Genomic DNA, 25,857 nt, shown 5'->3' on the forward strand with positions numbered 1-25,857 from the left:
GAATTCCTCCCTTTCGGTTCAGCCGACCAGCCTGCGCAGGACCGCGTAGGGCACCTCGTGAACGGACTCCGGTTCGAGCGCGCGATGCAGCAGAAGCCCGTCCACCGCGGCGAAAAGCACCGCGGCCGTGCCCTCGGCGTCGGCAACCCCACGCTCCGCCAGCCAGGCGCCGAACCTGGCACGCAGATCCGCGAGGAGCTCGCGAATGCCCTGCCGCAAGGTGTCGTCGCGGGTCGCGGCCAGGTAGGCCTCGGCGAACAGCAACGACATCGGATCGGTGCCGGAGTACTCGCCGACCGACGCCAGCAGCGCGTCCACGGCTTCCGCCGGCGTCTCGACGGTTTCGAGCGCCGGTTCGAAAGCACCGGCGACCTCGCGCATCGCCCCCAGGACGGCCTCGATCATCAAGGCCTGCAACGAGGGGAAGTGATAGTGCACGACGCTCGGCGTGACACCCGCGCGTTCGGCGAGGATCCGCGTACTGACCGCGGACCAGCCGAGTTCGGGCACCAGCGTGACCGCGGCTTCGAGCAACCGCCGCCGGGCGACCTGACCACGTTCCGCGGCCGGAGAAGCTGCCACCGTCGCCTCCTAGGGCGTTCGTCCTGTACGACTGCCCTGATCGTATGCCCTGTTTCGCCGGACGCGCAAACTCGGTGGTCACGCGTCAAAAATGACCTCTTTCGCCATCGGCGCCGCCGTCAGGCTTGCTCCTCCGAAGCCACTTTGGAGGACACATGGTCTCGAAACCCCGCGTAGCGCTGGGAATGCTCATCTTGGCCGCACTGGCGGGCGGGCTCCTCGCGTTGCTCATCTCGCTCGACGTGGGTGCCTTCTGGGCCAAGACGCTGCCGCTCGCCTTCCTGGTCGGCGCGGCCACCGTCGCCCAGTCCCTCGGCCTGTTCAACAAGAAAGACAGCGCCTAGGGACCGGTCCCCTCGCTCGCCGCTACCGTCCTGCCCGTGACCGAGCTAGGCGCCTACGTCGAACGCTTCGAGACGAACACGCGCAGCCGCGCGCTCCGGGGTATGGCCGCGATGCTGATCGGCGCGCCGATCGCCGTCGCCGGGGTCTTCCTGTTCGTGATGAACGACAAGGCGGGGGTTTCCGGCGGGGAGACGTTCATCGGCCTCTTCATCGGCTGCGGCCTGGGGCTGGCGCTGATGGGCGCCTGGGCTTGCTGGCAGGCGGTCGGCAAGCGCGGCGAGGCCTTCACCTTGTACGAGCAGGGATTCGTGCACACCTGGCGGAAGTCCACCACCATCGTGCCGTGGACCGCAGTCGAGGTAGCCATCGACCACACCAGGAAGAACGTCTTCGCCAAGGCGCTCGGCGGCGACGTCGGCTGCCTCGTAAAACTCACCGACGGCCGGAAGATCCTCATCAACGGGTTCACCGAGGGAGCCGCCCTGTTGACCCACAGTATCTTCGAGGCCGTCGGACGACGACCCGGCTGAGCCGCGGCAACCTTCCGGCCCCGCCGCGCGTTCTCCCCAGAACGGGGAGGAGACCGCCATGGAGATCATCGTCGCGAACGAACTGGGCGTCCGCGCCGTGGTGCTGACCCTGCGCGCCAAGGGATCGGCGCTCTGCTTCCGGCTGTTCCCCATGGTGCACATCGGCACGCAGTCCTACTTCGACACCGTGCGGCGACAGGCCGACGCCTGCGACGTGGTCGTGGCCGAGGGTGTCGGTGACGCGAAATCGGTGTCGCGGCTGACGGCGAGCTACCGGCTCGCGGCGCGGAACAAACGCCTCGGACTCGTGGTGCAGGACCTGAAGGCCGACTCGTTCACCGTGCCGACCATCCGCCCGGATCTCGACGGCCCGGAGTTCTCCGAGGGCTGGCGCCGGGTCCCGCTCGGGGACAGGCTGATGATGTCGCTCCTGGCGCCGACGCTGGGCATGTTCCTGCGTGGCTTCGGGACGCGCGGGATGCTGGCGCGGTTCCTGACCGTCGACGACGAGGACGATTTCCGGGCCGAATCGGCCGAAGCCATGCCCGAATTCGACGACCTGATCGGCGGCAGCCGCGACAAACTCCTCGTGGACGCGCTGGCCGGCCTCCACGAACAGCGGCGGCACGAGCCGGGGACGGTCGGCGTGGTGTACGGCGCCGAGCACATGCGCGCGGTCGTCCGCGAACTCCGCACCCGGTTCGGTTACGTCGTGCGGGACGCGGAGTACGTCACCGTGTTCAGCCTCTGACGAGAGGTCCTTTGTGGACTACACACGCGCGGGCGCGAAGGTCCGGCGATAGTCCTGCGGGGACACCCCGACCACCTTGTGGAAATGGTGGCGCAGCAGGGCTCCGGAGCCGAAGCCGCACCGGCGCGCGACCTCGTCGATGCCCATCGACGTCTCCTCCAGCAAAGACCTCGCGTGCAGCACCCGCTGGGTGGACAGCCATCGATGCGGCGTGGTGCCGGTCTCGGCGACGAACTTGCGCGCGAACGTGCGCTCCGACATCCGCGCGCGTCGGGCGAGGTCGGCGACGGGGTGATCGTGGGCGATGGTGTCGAGCATCCAGGTGAGCACCGGCTGGAGACTGTCGCCGGTGCACTCGGGAATCGGCACCTCGACGAACTGGCGCTGCCCGCCTTCCCGTTGCGGTGGCACCACCATGCGCCGGGCGATGGCGGTGGCCGCGGCGGATCCGAGTTCGCGCCGGATGAGATGCAGGCAGGCATCGATGCCGGCGGCCGTCCCGGCGCTGGTGATGATGTCGCCGTCGTCGACGAACAGGACGTCCGGGTCCAGCAGGGCCTGGGGGAACCGCTTGCGGAACCGATCGCTGTGCCGCCAGTGGTTCGTGCACCGCCGTTCGTCGAGCAGCCCCGCGGCGCCCAGCACGAACGCGCCGGTGCACACCGAGAGCAGGGTGGCGCCGCGCGCCGAGGCCGCGCGAAGCGCTTCGAGCACCGCGGGCGGGTACTCGTCACGCACGTCGCAGGCGGGGACGACGACGAGGTCCGCGTCCTCTGTCGCTTCGAGGCCGTGTTCCGGGGTCACCTTGACACCGTGACCGAGACTGAGCGGCTTTCCCGCCACCTCCCCGCATACGCGGAAGTCGAGCAACGGCACTCCGTCGTCGGTCCGGTCGTAACCGAACACCTCGCAGACGACGCCGAACTCGAAGGGGGCGAAGTCGTCCAGCAGCACCACGGCGACGCTCTTCAACATGGCCCGGAGCATAGCTGGCAGGATTTTGACGCACAACGACAGAACTGCCACTTTTGGCAGGATCTCAAGCGGCGCAAACTTACTGCCATGACCGCAATCATCGTCACCCTCGCCCTGATCGCCCTCGTCACCTACCTCCTGGAGCGCAACCACACCCGGCAAGGCCGCCCCGACGTCGCCGGTGGCGATCCGCTCTACCAGCCCTTCTGGCGGGGAGGCGCCACCGTCTGAACACCATCGGGTACCCACGGTTTCGGCGGCACGGTGTCACGAGCGACACGTTCGCCGCCGAGACCGGCGACGCGGCCCCCATCCCCCGAGGTCAAGACCATGATCTCCGGTTTAAACCTCTTCGCCCGCATTTTCTGCCGGTTACCAGTTTTCTGGTTAGGGTGCAGTGGTGCAAACGGGTTAACTCGGGCGGAAGGAGATCGCGCCGTCATCGGCGCGGGGCTGAAACATGAGTTCGCAGGACGGTAAACAAGCGGAAGAAGAGGCAGTCGCGGAGTCCGCGACCGACCTCGCCAACGCACCGGACACGACAGGTCCGGGCCACCCGCCCGATGAGCACGTCCCCCTCGACCTCGCAGCCGACCGCCCCGCCGAGACCGACCGGACCGTTTTCGGTGTCGCGGCGATACTCGCGCTCGCGATCATCGTCTGGGGCGTGCTCGCCCCGGACAGCCTCGCGAGTGTCTCGTCGACCCTGTTGAACGACGCCGTGATCCCTTACGGCGGTTGGGCTTTCGTGCTGACCGCCAGCGGTTTCGTGCTGTTCGCGGTCTGCCTGGCGATCAGCCGTTACGGCCGGATCCCGCTGGGCGGGGACAAGGAACTGCCCGAATTCCGGACGTCGTCGTGGATCGCGATGATGTTCAGCGCCGGCATGGGCATCGGCCTGATGTTCTTCGGCGTCTACGAACCCGTCTCCCACCTCGCGAGCCCGCCCCCGGGTACCGCGGCCCCGAACTCCGACGAAGCCGTCCACACCGCGATGGCGACGACGTTGTTCCACTGGACCGTCCACCCGTGGGCGATCTACGCCGTCGTCGGCCTCGCGATCGCCTACAGCACCTTCAGGAAGGGCCGCAGCCAGCTGATCAGTTCGGTGTTCGCGCCGCTGATCGGCAAACGGCGCACCGAAGGCCCGCTGGGCAAGGCGATCGACATCATGGCGATCTTCGCCACCCTGTTCGGTTCAGCCGCTTCCCTCGGCCTCGGCGCGCTCCAGGTCGGTGGCGGCATGGGCGCCGTCGGCTGGATCGACAGCCCCGGCCGCGGCCTGCTGGTCGCGATCATCGCGATCCTCACCATCGCGTTCATCGCTTCGGCGGTGTCCGGGGTGGCCAAGGGGATCCAGTGGCTGTCCAACATCAACATGGTGCTCGCCGCGGTGCTCGCGGTGTTCGTGCTGGTGGTCGGGCCGACCGTGCTGATCCTCAACATCGTGCCGGGCGCGATCGGCGACTACTTCCGTGAACTGGCGGAGATGTCCGGCCGCACCGGGATGACCGGCGGCGACGAGATGCAGACGTGGCTCGGCGGCTGGACGGTCTTCTACTGGGCGTGGTGGATCTCGTGGACGCCCTTCGTCGGCATGTTCATCGCGCGGATCTCCCGCGGTCGCACCATCCGGCAGTTCATCTTCGGCGTCATCGCGATCCCGAGTGTCGTGAGCCTGATCTGGTTCGCGATCTTCGGCGGCGCGGCGATCAGCAGGCAACGGGCCGGGACGGACATCGCGGGCGCGGGCAGCGCCGAGTCGGCGACGTTCAAACTCCTGGAAACCCTGCCGTGGTTCGTCCCGATCGCGATCCTGGTGATGCTCCTGGTGTCCATCTTCTTCGTCTCCGGCGCGGACGCGGCGTCGGTGGTGATGGGCACCTTGTCGCAGCGCGGAAGCGTGCATCCGAGCAAGAGCGTGGTCATCTTCTGGGGTGTCCTGATGGGCGCCGTCGCGGCGGTGATGCTGCTCGTCGGCGGGGACAAGGCGCTGACCGGCCTGCAGAATCTCACGATCCTGATCGCGGTGCCGTTCGTCTTCGTCATGGTCGGGTTGTGCGTATCGGTCTGGAAGGACCTGCGCAACGACCCGCTGATGAAGCAGGAAGACGCGATGATGCTGTCGCTGAAGGAATTGCACGAGGAACGCACCAACGGCCACGGACGCCGTCGCACCATCCTCGGACGCTCGAAACACCGCACCTAACCCCCGGGTGAAGTACATGAAGGCCCCCATCCTTGCGCCTAGGTACAGGATGGGGGCCTTCATGTACTTCAGAGAGCGGCGAACTGGCCTGCCTTGTAGTCGCCGGCGGGCTGCCGGGTGATGACGTTCAGCCGGTTGAAGGCGTTGATGAGCGCGATCTGGGTCACCAGCGCCAAAAGCTGCTCGTCGTCGTAGTGCTTGGCGGCCGCTTCCCAGGCCTCGTCGGTGACACCGGCGCTGTCGGCGATCCGGCAGCCCTGCTCGGTGAGTTCCAGCGCGGCGCGTTCGGCCTCGGTGAAGACCGTCGCCTCCCGCCACGCCGCGACCAGATTCAGCCGGGTCGACGTCTCCCCCGCCGCCGCGGCCTCCTTGGTGTGCATGTCCAGGCAGCCCGAGCAGCCGTTGATCTGGCTGGCCCGGATGTTCACCAATTCCCTTGTCGCAGCGGGAAGTTCGGTGCCTTCGAGCACCCTGCCCGCCGCGACGAGGTGCTTCACCAGCTTCGGTGCGAGAGCGGTCTTGAAGACTTCCAGCCTTGCCTGCATGGGATTTCTCCTTCTCGTCCGTAGTTCACTTACTTGGACGAGGGGGCCTCGAGAGAGGTAACACCCAGGGCCGCGAGGCGACGTGGATCACTCACGGAGTCGATCGCGACGATGCGGCCGTCGACGATCGTGCACGCCATCACGCCGCCCAGCCTGCCGCGCTTGTCCCAGGTCACCACGCCGGGCTTGCCGTCGACCAGGGCGGGGCGCGCGGTCGCCACGGCGCGGGCGCCGCGCTGGGCCCGTGTGGCCACCTCGGCCGCGCCGAGCCGGACGACGACGCCGCGCGGGGTCTCCGAGCGCCACGTCACGTCGGGGTCGAGCAGCTCGATCAACCCGTCGAAGTCTCCTTCGCGAGCAGCCGCGAGGAAAGCCTCGACCACGGCGCGCTGCTGGGGTTCCTCGACCGGACGCCGTCCCTGCACCTTCCGGCGGGCGCGGCTGGCGAGCATCTTGGCCGCGTCCGCGGATTTGCCGAGGATCTCGCCGACTTCGGCGAACGGGACGGCGAACAGATCGTGCAGCACGAAGGCGAGCCGTTCGGCCGGGCCGAGGGTGTCGAGCACCACGAGCAGCGCGAGCCCCACCGATTCGGCGAGTACCGCGTCCTCTTCCGGCGAGTCTTCGAGGATCAGCAGCTCGGGCGGCTCGTCGTAGGAGTCCTCGGGGCGGGTCTTGCGGGAGCGCAGGACGTCGATGCAGACCCGGCCGACGACGGTGGTCAGCCAGCCGGACAGGTTGTCGATCGAGTCTGCGTCCTGGCGGGCCAGCCGCAGCCAGGCCTCCTGGACGGCGTCCTCGGCGTCCGCTCGCGAACCGAGCATCCGGTGGGCCACCGCCACCAGACGTCCGCGTTGCTCCTCGAACGCGCTGGCCAGGGCTTCGCCGGTCATGTCGGTACCTTTCTCGCGCCGATCCGTCATGGACATGACGAGTGCGGCGCGAGAAAGGTAACCGAACCGGCTCAGACGTCCCGGATGGGCGTCTTCACCGTCTTCTTCATGCCGGGGTTCTTCGTCTCCGGCTTCTTCTGCGGCTCCGGCTCGACGGCCGGGCCGCCGATGCCAGAGTCGATCGCCGCCGTGACGATCAGGTTCCGCTCGTCGGACGAGATGACCTCACCGTCGAGGAGTTCCTGTGTCACCGCCCGCACATAGGTCACGAACTGGTCGTTCGACGAGTAATCCGACTCGTCGTCGATCACGTCGTTGATCGTGCAGCCGTTGCCGGTGTCGCGGTTCTCGACCTGGCTGTCCGCCGTGCCGACGAACACGGTATCCCGGACGTCGGAATCCGGGCAGGCGTCCGGACCCGGCGGGGCGGCGACGATGGTGAACGCGCCGCCCTGTTCCGCCGAGACGTTGCCCGCCTTGTCCGAGGCCCGGTAGGTCAGCGTGTGCGTGCCGAGCGCGGTCACCTTGACCGGCGCGGTGTACACCGTCCAGGCACCGCCGTCCAGTTTGTACTCGATCTTGTCCACGCCGGACCCGGTGTCGGTCGCGGTCAGGTTGATGGTCGCGTCCTCGATGTAGGACCAGCTTCCGTCCAGATCACCGCTCACCACCACGGAGACGACCGGCGCGGTGCTGTCGTCGCCTTCGACGATGGTGAAGGTCGCCGTGCCTTCCGCCGAGACGTTGCCCGCCTTGTCGGTCGCCTTGTAGTTCACCGTGTGCGCGCCGACGACGGTCAGCGCGAGCGGCGCCGAGTACGTCAGCCACGGGCCACCGTCCAGTTTGTACTCGACCTTGCCGACACCCGATCCGGCGTCAGTGGCGGTCAGGGTCACGGTCGCCTTGCCGACGTAGTTCCCGGCGGCGTCCTTGGTGCCGGTCACCTCGGACGTCACGGTCGGCGCGGTGGTGTCACTGCTGACGACGGTGAAGTGCGCCATGCCCTCCGGCGAGACGTTGCCCGCCTTGTCCGACGCACGGTAGTGGACCATGTGCATCCCCGGCGCGGAAACCGCGACCGGAGCGGTGTACGCGGTCCACGCGCCTTCGTCCACTTTGTACTCGACCTTGTCGACACCGGAATCGGCGTCGGTGGCGGTCACCTTCACGGTCGCGGTGTCGAGGTAGTTGCCCGCGCCGTCCTTGGTCCCGGTCACTTCGGACGTCACCGTCGGCGGCGTCTTGTCACCGGGCTGGCCCGCGACGACGCTGAACGACGACATCCCTTCCGGGGAAACGTTCCCGGCCTTGTCGGTCGCCTTGTAGTGCACCATGTGCGAGCCCACGGCGTTGACCACCACGGGCGCCGAGTACGCGGTCCAGGCGCCGCCGTCGAGCTGGTACTCGACCTTGTCCACCCCGGACTGGCTGTCGGTGGCGGCCAGGTTCACCGTCGCGGAACCGACGTAGTTCCCGGCGGTGTCCTTGGTGCCGGTGACGTTGGCGGTCACCGTCGGCGGGGTGGTGTCGGGGTTGCCGCCGCCGTCGGTGACGACGAACTCCCCCATCATCTTGGTGTGCCCCTGGATCGTGCAGTGGAACCGGTACTTGCCAGGGGTCAGCGTCACGGTCGCTTCATGCTCGCCGTTCTGCTCGTCGTAGGGGTTGGCGACGATGTTGAGGGTGACATCGTGGTTGTAGCCCGGGGTCTCGGTGTCGAACGTCAGCGTGTGCGACATCGTCGAGCCGAGGGCTTCGGTGTTCTTGAACAGGATCTTGGTCTCGCCCGCCACCGCGGTGGTCGGCGCGCTGAGGTAGTGGTCGGTGCTGTCGCCGGCGGTCCATTCCAGGGTCTGGACGGGTGCGGCGACGGCGGGTGCGGACGAGGCCGGCAGCACCAGGCCTGCCAGCGCGAGCGCCGCGGCCAGCAAGGCCACGACGAGGGTTCTTGGGGACATCGCAGGGAAACCTTCCGTACAGGGAGACCGGCCGGGCGCGCGGAATCCACGCGCCCGGCCGGTTTTCGCGCTACAGCTGCCGCACCCGGATGTTGCGGAACTCCATCAGGTCGTTGTCACCGTGGTTCTGCAGACCGATGAACCCGCTGACGAACTGCCGGAAGTCGGTCGACGGGTCGCCCGCCCGCGACGACTGGATCCCCGGCGCGTTCTCGAACTCGTTGATCACGACGCCGTTGCGGCTGATCGTGTACTTCTGCCCGACGACCTTGACCTCGTACTCGTTCCAGGTCCCCTTCGGCTTCACGCCCGCCTGGTCCAGCGGCCGCGGGTCGAAGTTGTAGATCGACCCGGTCTTCTGCGGCTCACCGGTGGCCCCGTCGTACAGCTGGACCTCGTGCCCGCAGTAGATCGCGACCCAGGCCTGCGACGTCTTCGCCGAACCGACCGTGCCGCAGCTGCCCGGCGGACGCTGCTCCAGCGGGGTGCGCGGGTCCGGGAACCGGACGAACACACCGCTGTTGGCACTGCCGCTCGGTGCGATGTCCTTGAACTGCAGCTTCACGGAGAAGTTGCCGAACTGCCGCGCCGAGTACCACAGCATGCCGAGCCCGCCCGACGGTCGCAGTGACCCGTCCGGCTGGATGGCGAACTGCCCGGACGGTGCCTGCGACCAGTTGCGGAACGACTCGGGCGTGCCGTCGTAGATCGCGTCGTAGCCGGTGACGCCCTTGTTGCCGATGGGCGACGCGGCGGCTGCGGCGTTGATCTTGTCCGACTCGGCCGAGTTCAGCACGCCGAGGTCGCCCAGCCGGTCCACGGCCTGGGTGACGTGGTTGACGAAACCGGCGTGGGAGGTCCACGTGCTCTCGTCGTCGATCATGTCGTCGACCGTGCACCCGCCACCGGCGTTCCGGTTGGTCACCCCGGTGTCGGTGTCACCGATGGTCACCGTGGCACCGGAATCCGCCACGAAACACCCGACGCTCACCGAGTTCCGCGTGGTGACCGTCTCGCCGTCCGCGTAGGTCACGGTCAGCTTGGCGGTGTAGAGACCCGTGCGGGGGTAGGTGTGCCGCGGGTCGGCCTGGGTCGAGATCGTGCCGTCGCCGAACTCCCACTTGTAGGAGACGCCGCCGGACTTCGACCCGGTGAAGGCCGCGGTGAGCGGCTTGTTCTGCACCATCGTCGACACCACCGCCGCGGACGGGGTGGCCTCGCCGCCGGTGTAGCTGATCTTCAGCAGCTTCTGGTTGTTGTTCACGGTGAAGAAGCCGCCGCCGTAGTCGAGTACGTACAGCGCGCCGTCCGGCCCGAACTTGGCGTCCATCCACTGGTTCAGCTTGGTGTCGCCACCACCGGTCGGGATGATCTGCCGCACGGTCTCGGCGAACACCGGCGGATCCTGCTTCGCGACGCCCGCCGGGTCGACGGTGACCGCGATCCGGTTCTGGCCGTTGCTCTGGTCACCGATGAACCACTTGTCGTTCCAGTAGGACGGCCACGCCACCCCGCTGGTGGTGTTGACCAGTTCGCGGTGATACGTCGGCCCGGTCATCACCGCCTGGCCGCCGCCCTTGAGGTAGGGCTGCGTGTAGGTGGCCTCGGCCGCGTTGTACGTCGGGACGGAGCTGTTGGGACGGTTGGGGAACACCGGCCCGCCGCCGTCCGGCGAGTACCAGATCATGTTCTTCTTGATCGGCGGCAGGTTCACCAGGCCGGTGTTGCGCGGCGAGGTGTTGACCGGGTTGTCGCAGTCGTACCAGCCGGTGAGCACCGCGGCGTCGGTGCTGCTGCGGTCGCGGTACGGCTGCTTGTTGCCCATGCAGTACGGCCAGCCCTGGTTGCCCGCCTCGGTGATGATCGTGGCGGTCTCGTACTTGGCCGGGCCGAGTTCGGGGCTCGGCGAGGACGCGTCCGGACCGACCCAGGCCGCGGTCAGCCAGTTGGTCTTCTTGTCGACTTGCAGACGCGAGATGTTCCGCACGCCCATCACGTAGATCTCGGGCCTGGTCTTGTTGCCGGGGTCGTTGGCCTCGGGGAACAGGTTGCCCGCCGGGTTGGTGTAGGTACCGTCGGCCTCGGGGTGGATCCGCAGGATCTTGCCGTTGAGGTCGTTGGTGTTACCGGCGGTGCGGCGCGCGTCCTGGAACGAGACGCCCTTGTAGTCCTGGGTCCAGTTGTTGCCGGAGTACCCGTTGGAGCCCTGCGACGAGTTGCTGTCACCGGAACCGATGTAGAGGTTCCCGTCCTTGTCGAAGTCCATCCCGCCGCCGGCGTGGCAGCAGCTGTGGACCTGGACGTCCCACGACAGCAGATCCTTGCGGGTCGCCTGGTCCAGCGTCTGGTTCTTCAGGTCGTAGGTGAACCGCGAGACCGTGCGCTTGCCGATCCGCTTGTCGATGTCGACCGACGCGTGCGGCATCCAGTAGGCGTACATGAAGCCGTTCTCGCTGAACTTCGGGTCCAGCACGAGACCGAGGAGGCCTTCCTCGTTCTTGACCAGTTCGTCGCCGCTGCCGCGGTTGCCCATCACCTTCAGCGTGGTGAGCAGCTTCGGCTTCTTGGTGACCGGGTCCCACTGGTGGATCGTGCCGCAGCCGGCGCCGATCTCGGGGTTGGTCCAGTCGTTCGGCGCGGGCACCGTGTTGCCGGCGCAGGCCGCGCGGCCGATGTAGAAGACCCGGCCGTTCGGCGCGATGGTGAGCCCGTGCGGCTCGCCCATCTGGTCCAGCTGACCGGTCTGGTTGATCCCGGTCAGGCGTTCGACCTTGTAGTTGGCCGCGATACCCGCCTTGCAGTCACCGCGCACCATGCCGGTGGTCCACTTCAGCGCGCCGAGGATGTGGCTGCGGAACTGGGCTTCGCCGTAGCTCGCCTCGGTCCGGCCCATCCCGGAGTAGAAGGAACGGCCGCCGTCGTAGTCACGGCACCACGAGATCGGGTGGAACGCGCCGTTGGCGCCGACTCCCGGCTTGTAGGTCGATTCCTCGACCTGCGCGACGGTGTGGACGGTGCCGACCGGGTTGACCTCCCAGTTGAGCCACCGGTCCGTGCGGACCCACTTCTGCGGCAGCCCCGCCGTGGTGGGGTTCGCCTTGTCGAGGACGTCGACCGTGGCCTCGGCCGGCGCGTTCTCCGGCGGCGGCGGGGTGTTCGACTGGTCCTTGAACAGCTTGAAGTCGGCCAGCTGGGTGGCCGACTCACCGGCGTTGGCGGTGATGTTCAGCCGGTAGTTCGCATACGCCGTGGTGTTGGCGAAGGTGAAGGTCCGGCTCTGGAACCGCTCGGGGAACACCTCGTTGGTGCGGGTGTCCAGATCGGTCCACGTGGTCCCGTCGTTGGAACCCTGCAGGGTCCAGTTCTTGGGGTCACGTCCGGCGAAGTCGTTCGCCGAGACGAGCGCGTAGCTGCTCACGGCGACCGGCGCGGCCAGCTTGTAGGCGACCCAGGCGGTGTTCGTGAAGGCCAGCCACTTGGTGTTCTCGTTGTTGTCGGCCAGCTTGTCCTTGCCCTCGTTGGGTGCGTTCTCCGCGCTCGCGGTGACCGACGCGACCGCCTCCGGCGTGGGACGCGCCCCCACCGGACGTGCGCCGATCAGACCGGAGAACCACTGCGAGCCGTCCTGGGCGCGTGCGGCGTCCGACAGCCCGAGGAAGCCGCCGCCCGCCTTCATGTAGTTCTGCAGCGAGGTTTCCTGGTCGCGGTTGAGCGTGATGCCCTGCGCGGAAAGGAAGACGACGCCGCGGTACTTCGCGAGGTTGGCGCCGGTGAACACCGCGGGGTCCGAAGAGGACGACACGGTGATCCCGTTCGCCTGGCCCAGGCTTGCGATCGCGTCCGTGGCGCGCAAGACGGGGTCCTTCTGGTCCGCGGCGGTGCCGTGGAAGACCAGGACGTTGACCGGGACGTTCGTCGCGGCTTCGGCGGTCACCGGGGCGATGGCCAGGGGAAGCCCGGAGGTGACGACGGCACCGACCGCCAGCGCGGCCAGTGACCGTCTGCGGAGCCGTCGTTGCGAAAAGATTCGTCTCAAGTTCTCGCTCCTTTCGAGGCTAGTGGTGGGAATGGGCCGAGGCGCCCGTCGCGTTCGGGGCGGCCGTGGTGCCGTGCTGGTGTCCCTTGAAGCGGTCGATCGCCTCCTGGGCGCCCGCGGGCATCCCGCCGTCGGCGTTGCGGACCAGGAACACCCCGGACATGCCGTCGTCCGAGTGCTGCTGGACGTGGCAGTGATACATCCACGCGCCCGGCCCGACACCGTCACCGGCGATCACCTGGAACCCGAAGGAGTTGCCGGGGTCCAGGGTCTTGTTGTCGACGATCGGGGCGTTGTCGGTCGCGCTGGTGAGCATGCCGGTGCGGGTGTCCGCCCAGCGGTGCGCGTGCAGGTGGAAGGTGTGCATCAGGTTGCCGTGCCCGATGCAGATGAATTCGACGCGTTCGCCGAGGTTCGCCTCGAAGATCGGCGTGTTCGGGGCGATCTGGTGGTTGATCCACATCTCGGTGAACACCACGGTGAACTGCTTGCTGGGCAGCAGATCGCCGCGTTTACGCACGATCAGGCCACCGTAGAGGCCTTTCAGCAGGCCGATGGTGCCGTGGTCGCCGTCGAACGCGTGGTCGTGGTAATGCCAGTACCCCGCGCTGCCGGGCATCCAGAAACCGTTGGCCGCCTGGTAGGCCGTCCGCGTCTTCCAGGTGTAGGTCTTGGTCTCGTAGGGCTTGTTGAAGGAATCGTTGAACGGCGAACCGTCGGATTTGGTGTCGTAGTTGACGCCGTGCGGATGGATCGACAGCCGTTTGTCGGTGTTGTTGACCAGCTCGATCACCAGCGTGTCACCCTCGTAGCACTCCAGGAGCGGCCCGGGGATCGTCGGCTTGCCGGGCTCGAGCCCGTAACCGACCCGGGTCGAGCCGGGAACGTAGTCGGCGTAGACGGTGATGTTGCGGGTCATCCCCGCCGCGGCGGCCGGTGCCGAACCGGCGCTCGCCGACACCACGACCGGGGCGATCACCCCGGCCGCGGTGCCCGCGAGCATCGATCTGCGGGACAGCCCGCGTTTCTTGTTGTCCATTGTGGATTCCCCAGTTAGAAGCGGACGTTACGGAGATAGGTGAATCCGGTCTGGGCGGTGCTCAGGGGATCCGTGGGGTTGTCGTGCTCGACGATGTACTCGTGCAGATTCGGGCGGGTGCAGCCGAAGATGCGGGGGAAGTCGATGACGCCCTTGCCGGGGTCGACCATCTTGCCGTCCGCGGTCCGGTCCTTGACGTGGTACTGCACCACGCGCGGGAAGTGCTGCCGGTACAGCGAAATCGGGTCGACCCCGCCTTCCACCGCCCAGAACAGGTCGATCTCCAGGTGCACGTAACGCGGGTTGGTGCCCCTGGCGAGCACGTCGTACGGGCGCACGCCGTCGATGGCCGCGAACTCGTGCGCGTGGTTGTGGTAGCCGAGCGGGATCCCCGCCTGGCGGAACTTCCGCGCCGCCGTGTCGAGCCGCCCGGCGAACTGCTTCCAGCCGTCGAGGGTGTCGAAGGCCGCGAACGGCACGTTGGCCCGGGTGTTCCCGAGGACCTTCGCGTCCGCGATGGTCTTGTCGAGGTCACCGTCGATGCCGACGTGCGTGGACGTCGCCTTGATGTGGTTCTTGTCCAGCAGCCCGCGGAACTCCTGCGCCGTACGGCCGTAGGTCCCGGCGAGTTCGACCTTCCGGTAGCCGATGTCCGCCAGCGCGGACAGGGTTCCCGGCAGATCGGCCTGCAACGCGGTGCGCAGGGAGTAGAGCTGGATGCTGATCTTGTCCACCGGGACCCGGCCATGACCGTGGCCGTGCCCCTGGGTCTCCGCCTCGGTCGAGGTGGCGGCGTTCGCGAGGCCCGGCAGGGTCACCGCCGCGCCGACCGCGACGGCCGCCGTCGCGGCGCCCCGGAGTAACGCCCGTCGAGAGTGGAACCGCTCAGCTTCTTCACCGCACATGAAACCGCCCTCACTTCTGGTTGCTGAAAGCCGCGTCGAAGGCCGCCGACGGCTTGTCGAACAGGAGCCCCCGCAGATAGGTCACGGCTTCCGCCGCGCCCCGGAGCCGGTCCATGCCGGCGTCCTCCCACTCCACCGAGATCGGACCGGCGTAGCCGATCGAATTCAGTGCGCGGAAACAGTCCTCCCAGGGCACGTCGCCGTGCCCGGTCGAAACGAAGTCCCAGCCGCGTCGGGGATCTCCCCAGGGGAGATGCGAGCCGAGCCTTCCGTTCCGGCCGTCGAACCGCTTCCTGGTGTCCTTGCAGTCCACGTGGTAGATCCGGTCGGCGAAATCGAGGATGAAACCGACCGGGTCGAGGTCCTGCCAGATGAAATGCGAAGGATCCCAATTCAGCCCGAATGCCGGACGGTTGCCGACAGCTTCGAGCGCACGTTTCGTGGTCCAGTAGTCGTAAGCGATCTCCGAGGGATGCACCTCGTGCGCGAACCGCACGCCGACCTCGTCGAAGACATCGAGGATCGGGTTCCACCGGTCGGCGAAGTCGGAGTAGCCCTCGTCGATGACCGCCTGCGAGACCGGCGGGAACATCGCGACGTACTTCCAGGTCTTCGAACCGGTGAAGCCGATCACCGTGTCCACGCCGAGTTTCGCCGCCGCGCGGGCGGTGTCGGCCATTTCCTTCGCGGCCCGCTGCCGGACGCCTTCCGGTTCACCGTCGCCCCACACCCTCGAAGGGATGATGGCCTGGTGGCGTTCGTCGATCGGGTCGTCACAGATGGCCTGGCCGACGAGGTGGTTGGAGATCGCCCACACCTTGAGCCCGTGTTCGGCGAGCAGCTTCAGACGGCCGGGCACATAGTCCTCTTCGGACAGTGCGCGGTCGACTTCGAAGTGGTCGCCGGAACACGCGATTTCGAGGCCGTCGTAGCCCCATTCACTGGCCAGCCTGCACACCTCGGTGAACGGGAGATCCGCCCACTGACCGGTGAACAGGGTGATCGGACGGCTCATCAGTTCTCCTCGAAGGTGATCGCGTCGACGTCGAACAAGCCGCCGGAACCGCCCTTGAACACGAGGAACAAGGAGCCGGTGCCGCCGGGGTCGGTGATGGCGGAAGCCGGGATGTCGGCATAGGTGTCCCAGCCGCCGGTGTTGGCGACGGTGACCGTCTGGACCAGCGGCCCGTCCACCGCGCCCGAGCGGACCTCGATCGTGCCGCCCTCGCCACCGGACGAAACCCGGTAGCCGATGCCGCTGACGCCGACGAGGTTCACCGGGTCGAATTTGATCCAGTCACCGGATTCGATGTGGCCGACGCGTTTGCCGCCACTGGCGCCGGCGTGCCCGACGACCTCGATCCCGCTGGACTGGGTGTAGAACTCCGCCTGCTTCAGCTTCGGCTGCAGGATGGACTCCGCGTCGCCGGTGAGCGCGGGCACGCCGTTGCCGCCGTTGTCGGTGTAGCCGGCGTTGATGACGCCGAAGACGTTGGCGTCCGCGCCGTGCCCTTCGTCGGCGGGCGTGGCGATGGTGCCCTCACAGCCGGTCGCGCGGCTCAGCGGATGCCCGTGTCCCTCGTGGCCGAGGATGTATTCGACGGTCACCTTCGAGCAGTCGATCGGGTCGTCCTCCGCGTCGGTCACCTCGACCTTGAACGGGACCATGTCGCCGAAGCTGAACACGCTGCCGTTGACCGGGGTCTTCAGTGTGACCACCGGCGCGGTGTTGCCGACGGTGACCACCACGCTCGCCGAGCCGGTCAGCCCGGTGGGGTCGGTGACGGACAGCTTCGCCGTGTACTGGCCGTTCGCGGCGTAGGTGTGGGAAACCGGGGTGGCCTCGGTGGAGTCCGTCGTGCCGTCACCGTCGAAGTCCCAGGCGTAGGTGAGCGCGCCACCGTCGGGGTCGTTCGTCCCGGCCGGGTCGAACTTGACCGTGAGCGGCGCCTGGCCGGACGTCTTGTCCGCGGCCACCTGGGCGACCGGCGTCCGGCGTCCCTTGGTGTAGTCGACGCGGTAGACGGCGGATTCCTTGGAGCCGCCGAAGTAGCCGGTGCCGTAGTCGAGGACGTAGAGCGCGCCGTCCGGGCCGAACTCGATGTTCATCGGGCGCACCAGGTCCATCGAGTCGAAGAACGGCTTGATGGCACCGCGTTCCCCGTTCTTGCCGACGGTGATCTCCTTGATCCAGCCGCGTTCCCATTCGTAGGCGAAGGTCTTGCCGTCGAAGTACTCCGGGAACTTCGTCTGCGACGGGTTCTTGGCGTCGTACTGATAGACCGGGCCGCCCATCGGGGACTCGGGACCGGTGCCGAACTCGGGCACCGAACCGCCGTCGTAGGGGATCCACGCCTTCTCGACCGGAGGCAGGTCGGTCAGCCCGGTGTTGCGCGGGCTGGTGTTCTTCGGTTTGGCGCAGTCGAAGGCGGCGCCGGACTGCTTGGTGGCGAAGTCGTAGTCGATGAACGGCTGGTTGTCGCCGATGCAGTACGGCCAGCCGAAGTTGCCGGGCTTCTTGATCAGGTTGAACTCGACCGTGCCGCCGGGACCGCGCTTGGGGTCGGCCGCACCGGCGTCGGGACCGTAGTCGGCGAGGTGGATCCAGCCGGTCTTGCGGTCGACGGCGAAGCGGAACGGGTTGCGGAAGCCCATCGCGTAGATCTCGGGCTTGGTCTTGGCCTTGCCCTTCGGGAACAGGTTGCCGGTAGGGACGGTGTACTTGCCGTTGGCACCGACCTTGATCCGCAGCACCTTGCCGCGCAGGTCGTTGGTGTTGCCGGAGCTGCGCTGCGCGTCGTACACCGGGTTGCGGTCGGCGCGCTCGTCGATCGGGGTGAAACCGTCGGAGGAGAACGGGTTGGAATCGTCCCCTGTGGACAGATAGAGGTTGCCGTGGGAGTCGAAGTCGATCTCGCCGCCCGCGTGGCAGCAGATGCCGCGTTCGGCCGGGACCTGGAGGATCTTCTGCTCACTGGCGACGTCGAGCTTGTTGTCGGTGCCCAGCTTGAACCGCGAGAGCTGGTTGTAGCCCTTGAACGGCTCGAAGTCCGCCGGCGTGCCGTTCTCCGGCGCGTCACCGGCCGGGGTGTTCAGTTTGGGCGCGTAGTACAGGTAGACCCAGCGGTTCTTGGCGAAGTCCGGATCGATGGCGACCCCCTGCAGGCCGTCCTCGTCGTGGTTGTAGACCGGGATCTGCCCGGCCAGCGAGGTCGTCGCCGACGAGCTGGTGTACCAGACACGGCCGTCGCGCGAGGTGTGCAGGACGTCGCGGTTGGGCAGCACCGAAAGCGCGATCGGCTCGCCGGTCTTCTCCTCGCCCTTGGCCAGGGTGATCTGGTCGAAGTCCGCGTCGACCGGGTCTTCCTGGGTCTGCTTGGCGCAACCCGCCTCGCTCAGCTTGGTGGCGTACTTGATCCCACCGGCGAGATGCTTGAGGAAGGCCGGTTCGGTGTAGGACTCCTTCGTGTGCCCGCCGCCGGTGTACCAGGACCGGCCGCCGGAGTTCTCGTGGCACCAGGCGATCGGGTGATCGCCCATCGCGCCGTCACCGGGCTGGTAGCTCTTCTCGTCCAGGCTGGCGAGGACGTTGACCTTGCTCCGCGGGTTCGAGCGGTAGTTGTACCACTCGTCGGTGCGCGGCCAGGTCTCGGGAAGATCCACAGTGGACACATGCTCGTGGTCCTCGACCTTGACGTTCGCCTTCTGGATCTGCGGATGGGACTTGAAGTACGCCCCGACCAGGTCGCCGTACCAGGGCCAGTCGTATTCGGTGTCGGAGGCGGCGTGCACGCCCACGTACCCGCCGCCTCCCTTCACGTACCGCTCGAACGCGGCCTGCTGGTCCGCGTTCAGCACGTCACCGGTGGTGGAAAGCCAGACCACCGCGTTGAAGCGCTTGAGGTTCGCGTCGGTGAAGGCCGCCGTGTCCTCGGTGGCCTCCACACCGAAGTGGTTCCGCGCCCCCAGTTCCTTGATCGCCTTGATCCCGTCGGGGATCGAATCGTGCCGGAAGCCCGCGGTCTTGGAGAACACGAGCACCGTCGCCGCTTCGTGCGCCGATGCGGTTTGCATCGGTAGCGCGACGCCTGTCAGAGCCGTGACCATGGCTGTGACGAGCACACCCAATCGTCGTTTCAAAGACATAGCAGTAGCGATCCTTTCGATGAGCGGCGGCGATCAAGGAAGGGGATGCGGGTGGAGCTTCCTTTCTGGCGGTGATTTCGGCCTATTCAGGCCGGTCGCGAAGCCGGATCACGCGTGATTGGAGGCGGATCACGCGTGTTTCCGGCCGGATCACGGTGTTCGGTCTCCAATCACGTGAGTTCCGCCTCCAAGCACGCGTGTTCGGGCCCCAGTCACTTCAAACCTTGCAAGGAAAGGAGCAACGGGTGGACGTCGGTCGCGCCGACGCGACCGGACGGCTGGAAGGCCGGGTCCGAGCACAACAACACCGGACCGTCCTCTGTGGAGTCCGGCAGCCGCCCGTGCGAGCCGCGCACCCAGCGCGGATCGGTCGGGACGACGTCCATCGCGTACCGGAGCCCGGCGAACTTCTTCGCCAGGTTCAGCCCGGCCCGCGCCTTGGCGAACTTGTCCTCCGGGTCGAAGAACAGCTCGGCGGGGTCGTAACCCGGTTTGCGATGGATCTCGACGCCGCGCGCGAAGTCGGGCTTCCGCTCGTCGTCGAGCCAGTAGTAGTAGGTGAACCACGAGTCCGGCTCGGCGACCGCGACGAGTTCGCCGGCGCGTTCATGGTCGATCCCGTACTTCGCCTGTGCCTCACGGTCGAGGACCTCGTCGACGCCGGTCAGTTCGCCGACGATCGAGCGCACCCGTTCGAGATCGGCGGAGTCGCGGACGTAGACGTGCGCGACCTGGTGGTCGGCGACGGCGAACGCGCGCGACGCCCACGGGTCGAGGTACTCCATGCCCGCCTGGGTGTAGACCTCCAGCAGGCCCTCCCGCCGCAGCGCCCGGTTGATGTCGACCGGGCGGTGCACGTTGGTGATCCCGTACTCGCTGAGCGCGACCACGGTCGCCCCGGCGTTGCGGGCGTCGTCGAGCAGCGGCGCGAGCGCGTTGTCCAGCTCCCGTGCGGCTTTCCGGGCCTGCGGCCCGTCGGGACCGAACCGCTGCAGGTCGTAGTCCAGGTGCGGGACGTAGGTCAGCAGCAGATCAGGCCGCTTCTCCCGCAGGATCTGCCGCGACGCGCCGATGACCCACTTGCTCGACTTGAGCGACGCCGTCGGGCCCCAGTACTGGAAGAGCGGGAACTCCCCCAGCGCGCCGGTCAGCTGGTCGTGCAGCTCGGGCGGCCGCACGTAGGCGTCCGGCGACTTGCGGCCGTCGGCGTGGTAGATCGGCCGCGGGGTCACCGTGACGTCGGTGCTCATCCCCATCGCGTACCACCAGCAGACGTTCGCCGAGGTGTACCCGGGATGCGCCGCCCGCGCGGTCTCCCACAGCTTCTCGCCGCCGACGAGCCGGTTGTGCTGCCGCCACAGGAAGATCTCGCCGAGCTCGCGGAAGTACCAGCCGTTGCCGACGATCCCGTGCTGCGCGGGCATGAGCCCGGTGAGGAACGTCGACTGCGCGCTGCAGGTGACGGCGGGCAGCACCGTGCCCAGTTCGGCCTGCCAGCCGTCCTTCGCGACGGCGGACAGTTTCGGCATGTCCCGCAACGCCTTCGGGGTCAGCCCGACGACGTCGATGACGACCAGCGGCTTCATGCGGAAACCCCTTCCGTGCCCAGGTTCGTTTTCGCCCACTCGAGTTCGGCGGCGATCCCGCCGACGAGGTCACCCGCGTCCGGGAGCACGCTCCAGGTGTAGGTCTCGACCTCGATGTGCGGTTCGCCGGGCAGCCCGGCGGCGACGGTGCGCAGGACGTCCGTCGTGGTGGCCAGCGGCGCGGCGGGCGCCTGGTGCAGCGGCATGTGGAAGTGCACCCGCCACGGGCCCTCCCCCGGCAGTTCCGTCCATGCCTCGGGAAGGTCGTCGGCCTTGTGCACGACACCGTCGGTGCCGAGCTCCCGGACCTGGTGCAGGTAGCGGGGTTCGGCGAACGCCGCCAGGGCTTCCCGCGCCTCGGCGGGCTTTTCGACGTGCAGCGCCGCGGAAGCCTGCACCTTGACGATGTCCACATCGGACTCGGCGATCGCCATGAGGGTCTCCGCCGGATCGGCGAACGACACCGCTAGGTGGCAGGTGTCCAGGCACAGCCCGACGTACTCCGGATCGACACGGCCGGACAGCCAGCCCAGCGCGTCGGCCACGGTGTCGAGCACACAGCCGGGTTCGGGTTCGACGGCCAGCCGGATCGGCCGGTCACCGGTGGCCCGGATCGCGCGGACGACCTGCTCGAAGGCCGCGGCCGCGCTGTGGTCGTCGTGCTCGGTCCACGGCTCGCGCCACGCGAGCGGCAACGTGGAGATGCTGCCGTACGTGGCGTCCTCGGCGAGCAGGTCGGCGAGGACGGTCACACAGTCGATCGTGTACGCGGCCCTGTCCGAATTGGTCCACTCAGGACGGTAGACGGCGTGTTTGACGACCTCGTCGTGGAACCCGCCGTACGGGAACGCGTTCAGCGTGTACACGCTGAGCCCGCGCGCGTCGAGTTCGGCGCGGAAGGCCTTGCGTGCCTGAGGATCGTCGGCGAGCCCGCGCGCGACCGGCGCGGAGAGCCACAGCCCGACGCCGAGCTTGTCGGCGCCCAGTCGCTCGCGCACCGGGAGCGCGTACCGCTCCAGCTGCGCGACGATGCCGTCGACGTCTTCGGCCGGGTGGACGTTCGTGCAGTAGGAGATCATTTGCGGGCACCTCGCAGGACCGAGTTGCCCTCGAACGTCTCCGCCTCGCCGGTGAAACCGGGCAGCGGGTCGAGGGTGAGGCGTCCGCTCTGGTCGTAGAAGGCGACCGGGTTCTGCCACAGCACCTTGTCGACGTCCGCGTCGGTGAAGCCGCCGTCGAGCATGGCCTGCCCGGTTTTGGCGGTCTTCAGCGGATCCGAGCGGCCCCAGTCGGCGGCCGAGTTGACGATCATCTTCTCCAGCCCGTACTGGCGCAGGATCTCGACCATCCGGTGCTCGTCCATCTTGGTGTCCGGGTAGATGGAGAAGCCCATCCAGGCACCGGAATCCTTGACCAGCTTGACGGTGACCTCGTTGAGGTGGTCGACGATGACGCGCTCCGGCGCGATACCCGCCTCCCGCACGACGTCGAGGGTGCGCTTGGTGCCTTCGAGCTTGTCGCGGTGCGGGGTGTGCACCATCACCGGGAGGTCGTGGTCGAGGGCCATCGCCAGCTGCTGCGAGAAGACCTCGTCCTCTTCCTTGGTCATCGAGTCGTAGCCGACCTCGCCGACCGCGACCACGCCGTCCTTGGCCAGGTACCTCGGGAGGACGTCGAGCACCTCGCGGCAGCGGGGGTCGTTGGCCTCCTTGGGGTTCAGCGCGATCGTGCAGTGGTGCCGGATGCCGAACTGGGCGGCGCGGAACCGTTCCCAGCCGATGAGCGCGTCGAAGTAGTCGGTGTAGGAGCCGACGCTGGTGCGCGGCTGCCCGAGCCAGAACGCGGGTTCGACCAGCGCGCGGACACCGGCCGCGTACATGGCTTCGTAGTCGTCGGTGGTCCGGGAGGACATGTGGATGTGGGGATCGAAGATGCGCACGGTCAGTGGCCTTCCTTGAGCAAGGCGAGGGCGTCGGCGGGAACGTCACGTCCGGCGGCCCTGCGTTCGTCGGCGAAATCGGCGAGCATCCGCTTCAGCTCGTCGTCCGCGCGGGTTTCGAGGTCCGCGACGGCGGCCAGCGGCACACCGACGAAGACGCATTTGAGGACGCCGTGGCGCCACGTGTGGTCGTCCAGGAACCGGGCGAAGGCACCCATGGCGGCGGCGACCAACCTGATGTCGTTGGCGCGCAAGGCGTCCTCGACCAGTTTGATCCCGGCATCGGTGACTTCGGCGCCCGGGGACTCCAGCGAGGCGAGCGCCCGCAGGACCCCGCGCCGTTCGGCGTCGTCGCCGAACCGGTAGAGATCGCGCAGTTCCGTGGCCAGCGCGGCGTCGTCGAGGACGTCGGCGAGGACCGTCACGAGCCGGATCCGCGCCCGGTCGTCGACGGTGCCGTGGACCAGGCCCTGCGGATCCGTCTCCGGTCGCAGCGCTTCCCTGCCGACCTCGCGGCCGACGGCCGGGAAGAGCGCGCCGATCACCGACGGCTTCTCCCGGATCCGGCGTTCCGCCTTGGCCGACCACGTCTGCGGCATCGCGGCGGTGAGCGCCTCGAAGGCCCGGCGCGCGGTGTCCGGAGCGGCGTGGCTGTGCCGGGGCAGTTCGACCGCGGCCAGTCCGGTGTAGCCGATCTCGGCCAGCGCGGCGAGCGTCCCGGGCAGGTCCAGATGCCCGTCGCCGAACTCCAGATGCTCGTGGACCCGCGGCAGCATGTCGTCCAGCTGGACGTTCCACAGCAGCGGACCGGCGAGGCGGACGCATTCGGCCGCGTTGACCGGCTCGACCGCGACGCAGTGCCCGACGTCGAGCGTGACGCCGAACAGCTCCGGCTCGCCGAGTTCCTTGCGCAGGTCCAGGACCTGGCTCAGATGCTGCACGCGATGACCGGGCTCGGGTTCCATCGCCAGCCGCACGTTCAGCCGCGCGGCGTGCTCCAGGACCGCCGCGACTCCCTCGCGCAACCGGGACCACGCGAGGTCGGTGTCCACAGTAGACACTCCGGACCAGAACGAGACGCAGTCCGCGCCGAGGTCTCCGGCGATCTGCAGCGCTCGGGCCAGGAAGTCGATCCTGAGCGCGGGGTCGTCCGACAGCAGCGTCGGCGAGTGCTTGCGCCACGGGTCGAGCAGGTACCGCGCGCCCGTCTCGATGACGACCCGGTTCAGGCCGAGCGCCGAAAGCCGGGACGCCACGTGGTCGACCCGCCGCGCCAGATCGTCGGCGAACGGGTCGAGGTGGTCGTGGTCCAGCGTCAGCGCCACCCCGGTGTACCCGAGGTCCGCGATCACCGCGAGGGCCTCGTCGAGGCGGTGGTTGGAGAAGCCGTTGGTGCCGTATCCCAAAGAGAACGTCATGTGGGGCTCACCTTCCGCGACAGCTTGCGGGCGATCGGCAGCGCGGCCGCGACCAGCGCGGCCCCCAGGACCGAGCCCTTGGCGGTGACCGCCGCCTGCAGCGGGACCATGCCGTGGATGCCGTTCTTGGTCGCCGAGCGCACGGACTTCGCCGACGGGTCGCGGACGGCGTCCGCCTGAGCCCGGCCGACCAGGCCCGCGTAGCCCGAACCGGCCGCCATCGAGGCCGCGCGATGCCAGCCGCCCCGCGCCGGTCCGGTCAATGCCAACGTTGTCGCCGCACAGCTGGTGGCCAGTGCGGCGCGGGCCGTCGCCGGATTCGCGCCGTGGACCTCCCCGGTGGACAGCGCCGTGACGCCGAGTGTGTGGACACCCACCGCGGCCGCCGCGGTGGCCGCCTTCTTCGGCTCGTCACCCGCACCGAGCAGGACGTCGAGCGTGCGACAGGCCGCCATCGCCACCGGTCCGGCCGGGGTCGGCTTGAGCACGGTGTCGTAGGCCCAGACCGAAGCGGCCAGGGGAACCGCGACCCGCATCGCCCGGCGTCCGCCGCCGAGTGCCGCCAGGCCCAGCCCGGCCGCGGTCAGCGCGGCGCCGGTGGTGAGCGCCGCGCCGGCACTCACCCGCCCGGACGGGATCGGCCGCTCGGGACGCTCCACGGCGTCGAGCTTCCGGTCCGCCCAGTCGTTGAGGGCCATCCCGGCCCAGTAGAAGGCGACCGAGGATAGCGGCAGCAGCAGCCGTCGCCCGGTCATCTTGAGCCCCGCCGCGGCGGACCCGGCGACCGTGTCGCCGAGCACCGTCAGCGCGGCGGGCGCCCGCACCAGCTCTACATACGCCTTCACAGGGCTCCTGCCCAGGCGATCAGGCGGGCGGTCTGCTCGGCGAACCGGTGCTCGTCGCTGCCCAGCGGGTCCTTGAAGAAGAAGCCGAGTTCGGTCAGCGCGCCACTCTGCCCGGCGGCGTGCGCGGCGGTGACGAACCGGGCGAGGTCGAGGATCAGCGGCGCCGCGAGCGCGGAGTCGTAGCCGGTCCAGGTGAACTGCAGGCTCATGCGCGCGCCGAGGAAACCCTCGAACGACACGTGGTCCCACGCGGTCTTGATCTCGCCGAGGTCGGGCACGTTGTCGATGTGCAGCGGCGCGGTGACGTCCTCACCGAGCAGCGCCGCGAGCCCGCGGGCCTTGGATTCCAGCTTGCTGTTCGCGGTCACCGGGTCGGCGAGGGTCTCGCCGTCGCCGCCGCCGAGCAGGTTGGTACCCGCCCAGGAGCGGACCTTCAGCGCCCGCGCGCTGAACATCGGCGCGAGGACGGTGCGCAGCAACGTCTCGCCGGTCTTGCCGTCGCAACCCGCGTACGGCAGGCCTTCCCGCTCGGCGAGTTTCCGCAACGCGGGCAGGGTGATCCCGGCCGACGGCGTGAACTCGACGTACGGGCTTCCCGCCTTCAGAGCCGCGTAGGCCGACAGGGAACTGGAGGGCAGCACCGCCCGGGCAGGGTCGGCCAGCGCCACTTCCAGCGCGTCGAGATCGTCGTGTTCGGGCAGGTGAGGGCACGGGGCCTCGGTCGAGGACACGTTGACCACCACGACCCGCGCGAGGTCGTGCCGGTCGGCGAAAGACCGGATGTCCGCCGTGAGCCGGGCGGCCGCGTCGGCCTGGGCACCGGTGTGCGTCGCCGGGTGGTAGCCGTCGCGGATCTCGGCGTCCACCTCGGCCAGCCCGGACCGCACCGCGGAGAACACCGAGTGCCCGAACACGCCGGCGTGGGCCAGCTGTTCGGCGCGCTTCTCCAGCGGGGTGTGCACGATGTCGTGCCCGCCGAGGACCAGATCGTCCCAGCCCGGCAACGGAACCCCGGCGAACGCGGGCAGCTCGGTGACACAGCCGCCACCGCCGGCGACCCCCGCGCGCAGCGCGAGGAGCCCTACCGCGGCGGTAGTGGCGACAGACCCCCTCGCCCCGATCAACCAGATGCCCGTACGCTCGTGAGCAGGCATT

Annotated in this window: 21 protein-coding genes; 5 read left to right on the forward strand and 16 right to left on the reverse strand. The window is 68.4% G+C overall.

All coding sequences use genetic code 11. The features are described from left to right. Positions 1-18: 18 nt before the first annotated feature. A complete protein-coding gene (locus IE302_RS31985; protein WP_191258154.1) occupies positions 19-582 on the reverse strand; it encodes a TetR/AcrR family transcriptional regulator in 564 nt (187 codons plus the stop codon). A gap of 155 nt (positions 583-737) precedes the next feature. Here IE302_RS31985 and IE302_RS31990 point away from each other — a divergent pair, with 155 nt between their 5' ends. The 3 genes from IE302_RS31990 to IE302_RS32000 are packed head-to-tail and all read left to right on the forward strand — an operon-like array spanning position 738 to position 2,208. Then, positions 738-926, forward strand: coding sequence for a hypothetical protein (locus tag IE302_RS31990; protein WP_191258155.1), 189 nt, complete (start codon positions 738-740; stop codon positions 924-926). Positions 927-962: 36 nt separating this feature from the next. Next, positions 963-1,457 (forward strand): hypothetical protein, encoded by a 495-nt coding sequence (locus IE302_RS31995; protein ID WP_191258156.1) that lies wholly within the window; start codon positions 963-965, stop codon positions 1,455-1,457. A gap of 58 nt (positions 1,458-1,515) precedes the next feature. Continuing rightward, positions 1,516-2,208, forward strand: a complete 693-nt coding sequence (locus IE302_RS32000; protein WP_191258157.1) for a hypothetical protein — start codon at positions 1,516-1,518, stop codon at positions 2,206-2,208. An 18-nt stretch (positions 2,209-2,226) separates the two neighbouring features. Here IE302_RS32000 and IE302_RS32005 read toward each other — a convergent pair whose 3' ends face one another. Next, positions 2,227-3,183 (reverse strand): GlxA family transcriptional regulator, encoded by a 957-nt coding sequence (locus IE302_RS32005; protein ID WP_191258158.1) that lies wholly within the window; start codon positions 3,181-3,183, stop codon positions 2,227-2,229. A gap of 87 nt (positions 3,184-3,270) precedes the next feature. Between IE302_RS32005 and IE302_RS32010 the strand changes: the two genes are divergently transcribed. Together IE302_RS32010 and IE302_RS32015 are read left to right on the forward strand one after the other, a co-directional pair. Then, positions 3,271-3,414 (forward strand): hypothetical protein, encoded by a 144-nt coding sequence (locus tag IE302_RS32010; RefSeq protein WP_191258159.1) that lies wholly within the window; start codon positions 3,271-3,273, stop codon positions 3,412-3,414. A 229-nt stretch (positions 3,415-3,643) separates the two neighbouring features. Further along, positions 3,644-5,392: a BCCT family transporter gene (locus IE302_RS32015; protein WP_191258160.1), complete on the forward strand. Its 1,749-nt coding sequence runs from the start codon at positions 3,644-3,646 to the stop codon at positions 5,390-5,392. A gap of 68 nt (positions 5,393-5,460) precedes the next feature. Here IE302_RS32015 and IE302_RS32020 read toward each other — a convergent pair whose 3' ends face one another. From IE302_RS32020 to IE302_RS32085, 14 genes are all read right to left on the reverse strand, one after another. Beyond that, positions 5,461-5,937: a carboxymuconolactone decarboxylase family protein gene (locus IE302_RS32020; RefSeq protein WP_191258161.1), complete on the reverse strand. Its 477-nt coding sequence runs from the start codon at positions 5,935-5,937 to the stop codon at positions 5,461-5,463. Positions 5,938-5,966: 29 nt separating this feature from the next. Beyond that, complete coding sequence (locus IE302_RS32025) at positions 5,967-6,830, reverse strand: sigma-70 family RNA polymerase sigma factor (protein WP_191258162.1); 864 nt, start codon at positions 6,828-6,830, stop codon at positions 5,967-5,969. Between the two features lie 71 nt (positions 6,831-6,901). Beyond that, complete coding sequence (locus tag IE302_RS32030) at positions 6,902-8,788, reverse strand: OmpL47-type beta-barrel domain-containing protein (protein ID WP_191258163.1); 1,887 nt, start codon at positions 8,786-8,788, stop codon at positions 6,902-6,904. Positions 8,789-8,858: 70 nt separating this feature from the next. Further along, positions 8,859-12,824, reverse strand: coding sequence for a ThuA domain-containing protein (locus IE302_RS32035; RefSeq protein WP_191258164.1), 3,966 nt, complete (start codon positions 12,822-12,824; stop codon positions 8,859-8,861). A 19-nt stretch (positions 12,825-12,843) separates the two neighbouring features. Beyond that, positions 12,844-13,863, reverse strand: a complete 1,020-nt coding sequence (locus tag IE302_RS32040) for a multicopper oxidase domain-containing protein (protein ID WP_191258165.1) — start codon at positions 13,861-13,863, stop codon at positions 12,844-12,846. A 14-nt stretch (positions 13,864-13,877) separates the two neighbouring features. Next, complete coding sequence (locus IE302_RS32045; protein ID WP_191258166.1) at positions 13,878-14,768, reverse strand: sugar phosphate isomerase/epimerase family protein; 891 nt, start codon at positions 14,766-14,768, stop codon at positions 13,878-13,880. A gap of 10 nt (positions 14,769-14,778) precedes the next feature. After that, positions 14,779-15,783 (reverse strand): sugar phosphate isomerase/epimerase family protein, encoded by a 1,005-nt coding sequence (locus tag IE302_RS32050; protein WP_191258167.1) that lies wholly within the window; start codon positions 15,781-15,783, stop codon positions 14,779-14,781. Beyond that, positions 15,783-18,875 (reverse strand): ThuA domain-containing protein, encoded by a 3,093-nt coding sequence (locus IE302_RS32055; RefSeq protein ID WP_191258226.1) that lies wholly within the window; start codon positions 18,873-18,875, stop codon positions 15,783-15,785. The genes IE302_RS32050 and IE302_RS32055 overlap by 1 nt, the downstream gene beginning before the upstream one ends. Positions 18,876-19,126: 251 nt before the next feature. Then, positions 19,127-20,500: an alkaline phosphatase family protein gene (locus tag IE302_RS32060; RefSeq protein WP_191258168.1), complete on the reverse strand. Its 1,374-nt coding sequence runs from the start codon at positions 20,498-20,500 to the stop codon at positions 19,127-19,129. Continuing rightward, complete coding sequence (gene eboE, locus IE302_RS32065) at positions 20,497-21,579, reverse strand: metabolite traffic protein EboE (RefSeq protein WP_191258169.1); 1,083 nt, start codon at positions 21,577-21,579, stop codon at positions 20,497-20,499. The genes IE302_RS32060 and eboE overlap by 4 nt, the downstream gene beginning before the upstream one ends. Continuing rightward, on the reverse strand, positions 21,576-22,439 hold the full coding sequence (locus IE302_RS32070; protein ID WP_191258170.1) for a TatD family hydrolase: 864 nt from the start codon (positions 22,437-22,439) through the stop codon (positions 21,576-21,578). Before IE302_RS32070 ends, eboE begins: the two co-directional genes overlap by 4 nt. A gap of 2 nt (positions 22,440-22,441) precedes the next feature. After that, positions 22,442-23,857, reverse strand: coding sequence for an EboA domain-containing protein (locus IE302_RS32075; protein WP_191258171.1), 1,416 nt, complete (start codon positions 23,855-23,857; stop codon positions 22,442-22,444). Continuing rightward, a complete protein-coding gene (locus IE302_RS32080) occupies positions 23,854-24,702 on the reverse strand; it encodes an SCO3242 family prenyltransferase (RefSeq protein ID WP_191258172.1) in 849 nt (282 codons plus the stop codon). Before IE302_RS32080 ends, IE302_RS32075 begins: the two co-directional genes overlap by 4 nt. Next, entirely contained in the window at positions 24,699-25,856 is a 1,158-nt protein-coding gene (locus IE302_RS32085; RefSeq protein WP_191258173.1) for an inositol-3-phosphate synthase, read from the reverse strand. The genes IE302_RS32080 and IE302_RS32085 overlap by 4 nt, the downstream gene beginning before the upstream one ends. Between the last annotated feature and the right edge of the window lies 1 nt (position 25,857).

Origin of the sequence: Amycolatopsis oliviviridis (assembly GCF_014654365.1) — a bacterium.
In the GTDB taxonomy this organism is placed as follows: domain Bacteria; phylum Actinomycetota; class Actinomycetes; order Mycobacteriales; family Pseudonocardiaceae; genus Amycolatopsis; species Amycolatopsis oliviviridis.

Excerpts from the sequence above, each read along its gene's own strand:
- IE302_RS31990 (WP_191258155.1), top strand. The coding sequence starts at position 738 with ATGGTCTCGAAACCCCGCGTAGCGCTGGGAATGCTCATCTTGGCCGCA.
- IE302_RS32000 (WP_191258157.1), top strand. The coding sequence starts at position 1,516 with ATGGAGATCATCGTCGCGAACGAACTGGGCGTCCGCGCCGTGGTGCTG.
- IE302_RS32005 (WP_191258158.1), bottom strand. The coding sequence starts at position 3,183 with ATGTTGAAGAGCGTCGCCGTGGTGCTGCTGGACGACTTCGCCCCCTTC.
- IE302_RS32010 (WP_191258159.1), top strand. The coding sequence starts at position 3,271 with ATGACCGCAATCATCGTCACCCTCGCCCTGATCGCCCTCGTCACCTAC.
- IE302_RS32015 (WP_191258160.1), top strand. The coding sequence starts at position 3,644 with ATGAGTTCGCAGGACGGTAAACAAGCGGAAGAAGAGGCAGTCGCGGAG.
- IE302_RS32020 (WP_191258161.1), bottom strand. The coding sequence starts at position 5,937 with ATGCAGGCAAGGCTGGAAGTCTTCAAGACCGCTCTCGCACCGAAGCTG.
- IE302_RS32025 (WP_191258162.1), bottom strand. The coding sequence starts at position 6,830 with ATGACCGGCGAAGCCCTGGCCAGCGCGTTCGAGGAGCAACGCGGACGT.
- IE302_RS32030 (WP_191258163.1), bottom strand. The coding sequence starts at position 8,788 with ATGTCCCCAAGAACCCTCGTCGTGGCCTTGCTGGCCGCGGCGCTCGCG.
- IE302_RS32040 (WP_191258165.1), bottom strand. The coding sequence starts at position 13,863 with ATGGACAACAAGAAACGCGGGCTGTCCCGCAGATCGATGCTCGCGGGC.
- IE302_RS32045 (WP_191258166.1), bottom strand. The coding sequence starts at position 14,768 with ATGTGCGGTGAAGAAGCTGAGCGGTTCCACTCTCGACGGGCGTTACTC.
- IE302_RS32050 (WP_191258167.1), bottom strand. The coding sequence starts at position 15,783 with ATGAGCCGTCCGATCACCCTGTTCACCGGTCAGTGGGCGGATCTCCCG.
- IE302_RS32055 (WP_191258226.1), bottom strand. The coding sequence starts at position 18,875 with ATGGTCACGGCTCTGACAGGCGTCGCGCTACCGATGCAAACCGCATCG.
- IE302_RS32060 (WP_191258168.1), bottom strand. The coding sequence starts at position 20,500 with ATGAAGCCGCTGGTCGTCATCGACGTCGTCGGGCTGACCCCGAAGGCG.
- eboE (WP_191258169.1), bottom strand. The coding sequence starts at position 21,579 with ATGATCTCCTACTGCACGAACGTCCACCCGGCCGAAGACGTCGACGGC.
- IE302_RS32075 (WP_191258171.1), bottom strand. The coding sequence starts at position 23,857 with ATGACGTTCTCTTTGGGATACGGCACCAACGGCTTCTCCAACCACCGC.
- IE302_RS32085 (WP_191258173.1), bottom strand. The coding sequence starts at position 25,856 with ATGCCTGCTCACGAGCGTACGGGCATCTGGTTGATCGGGGCGAGGGGG.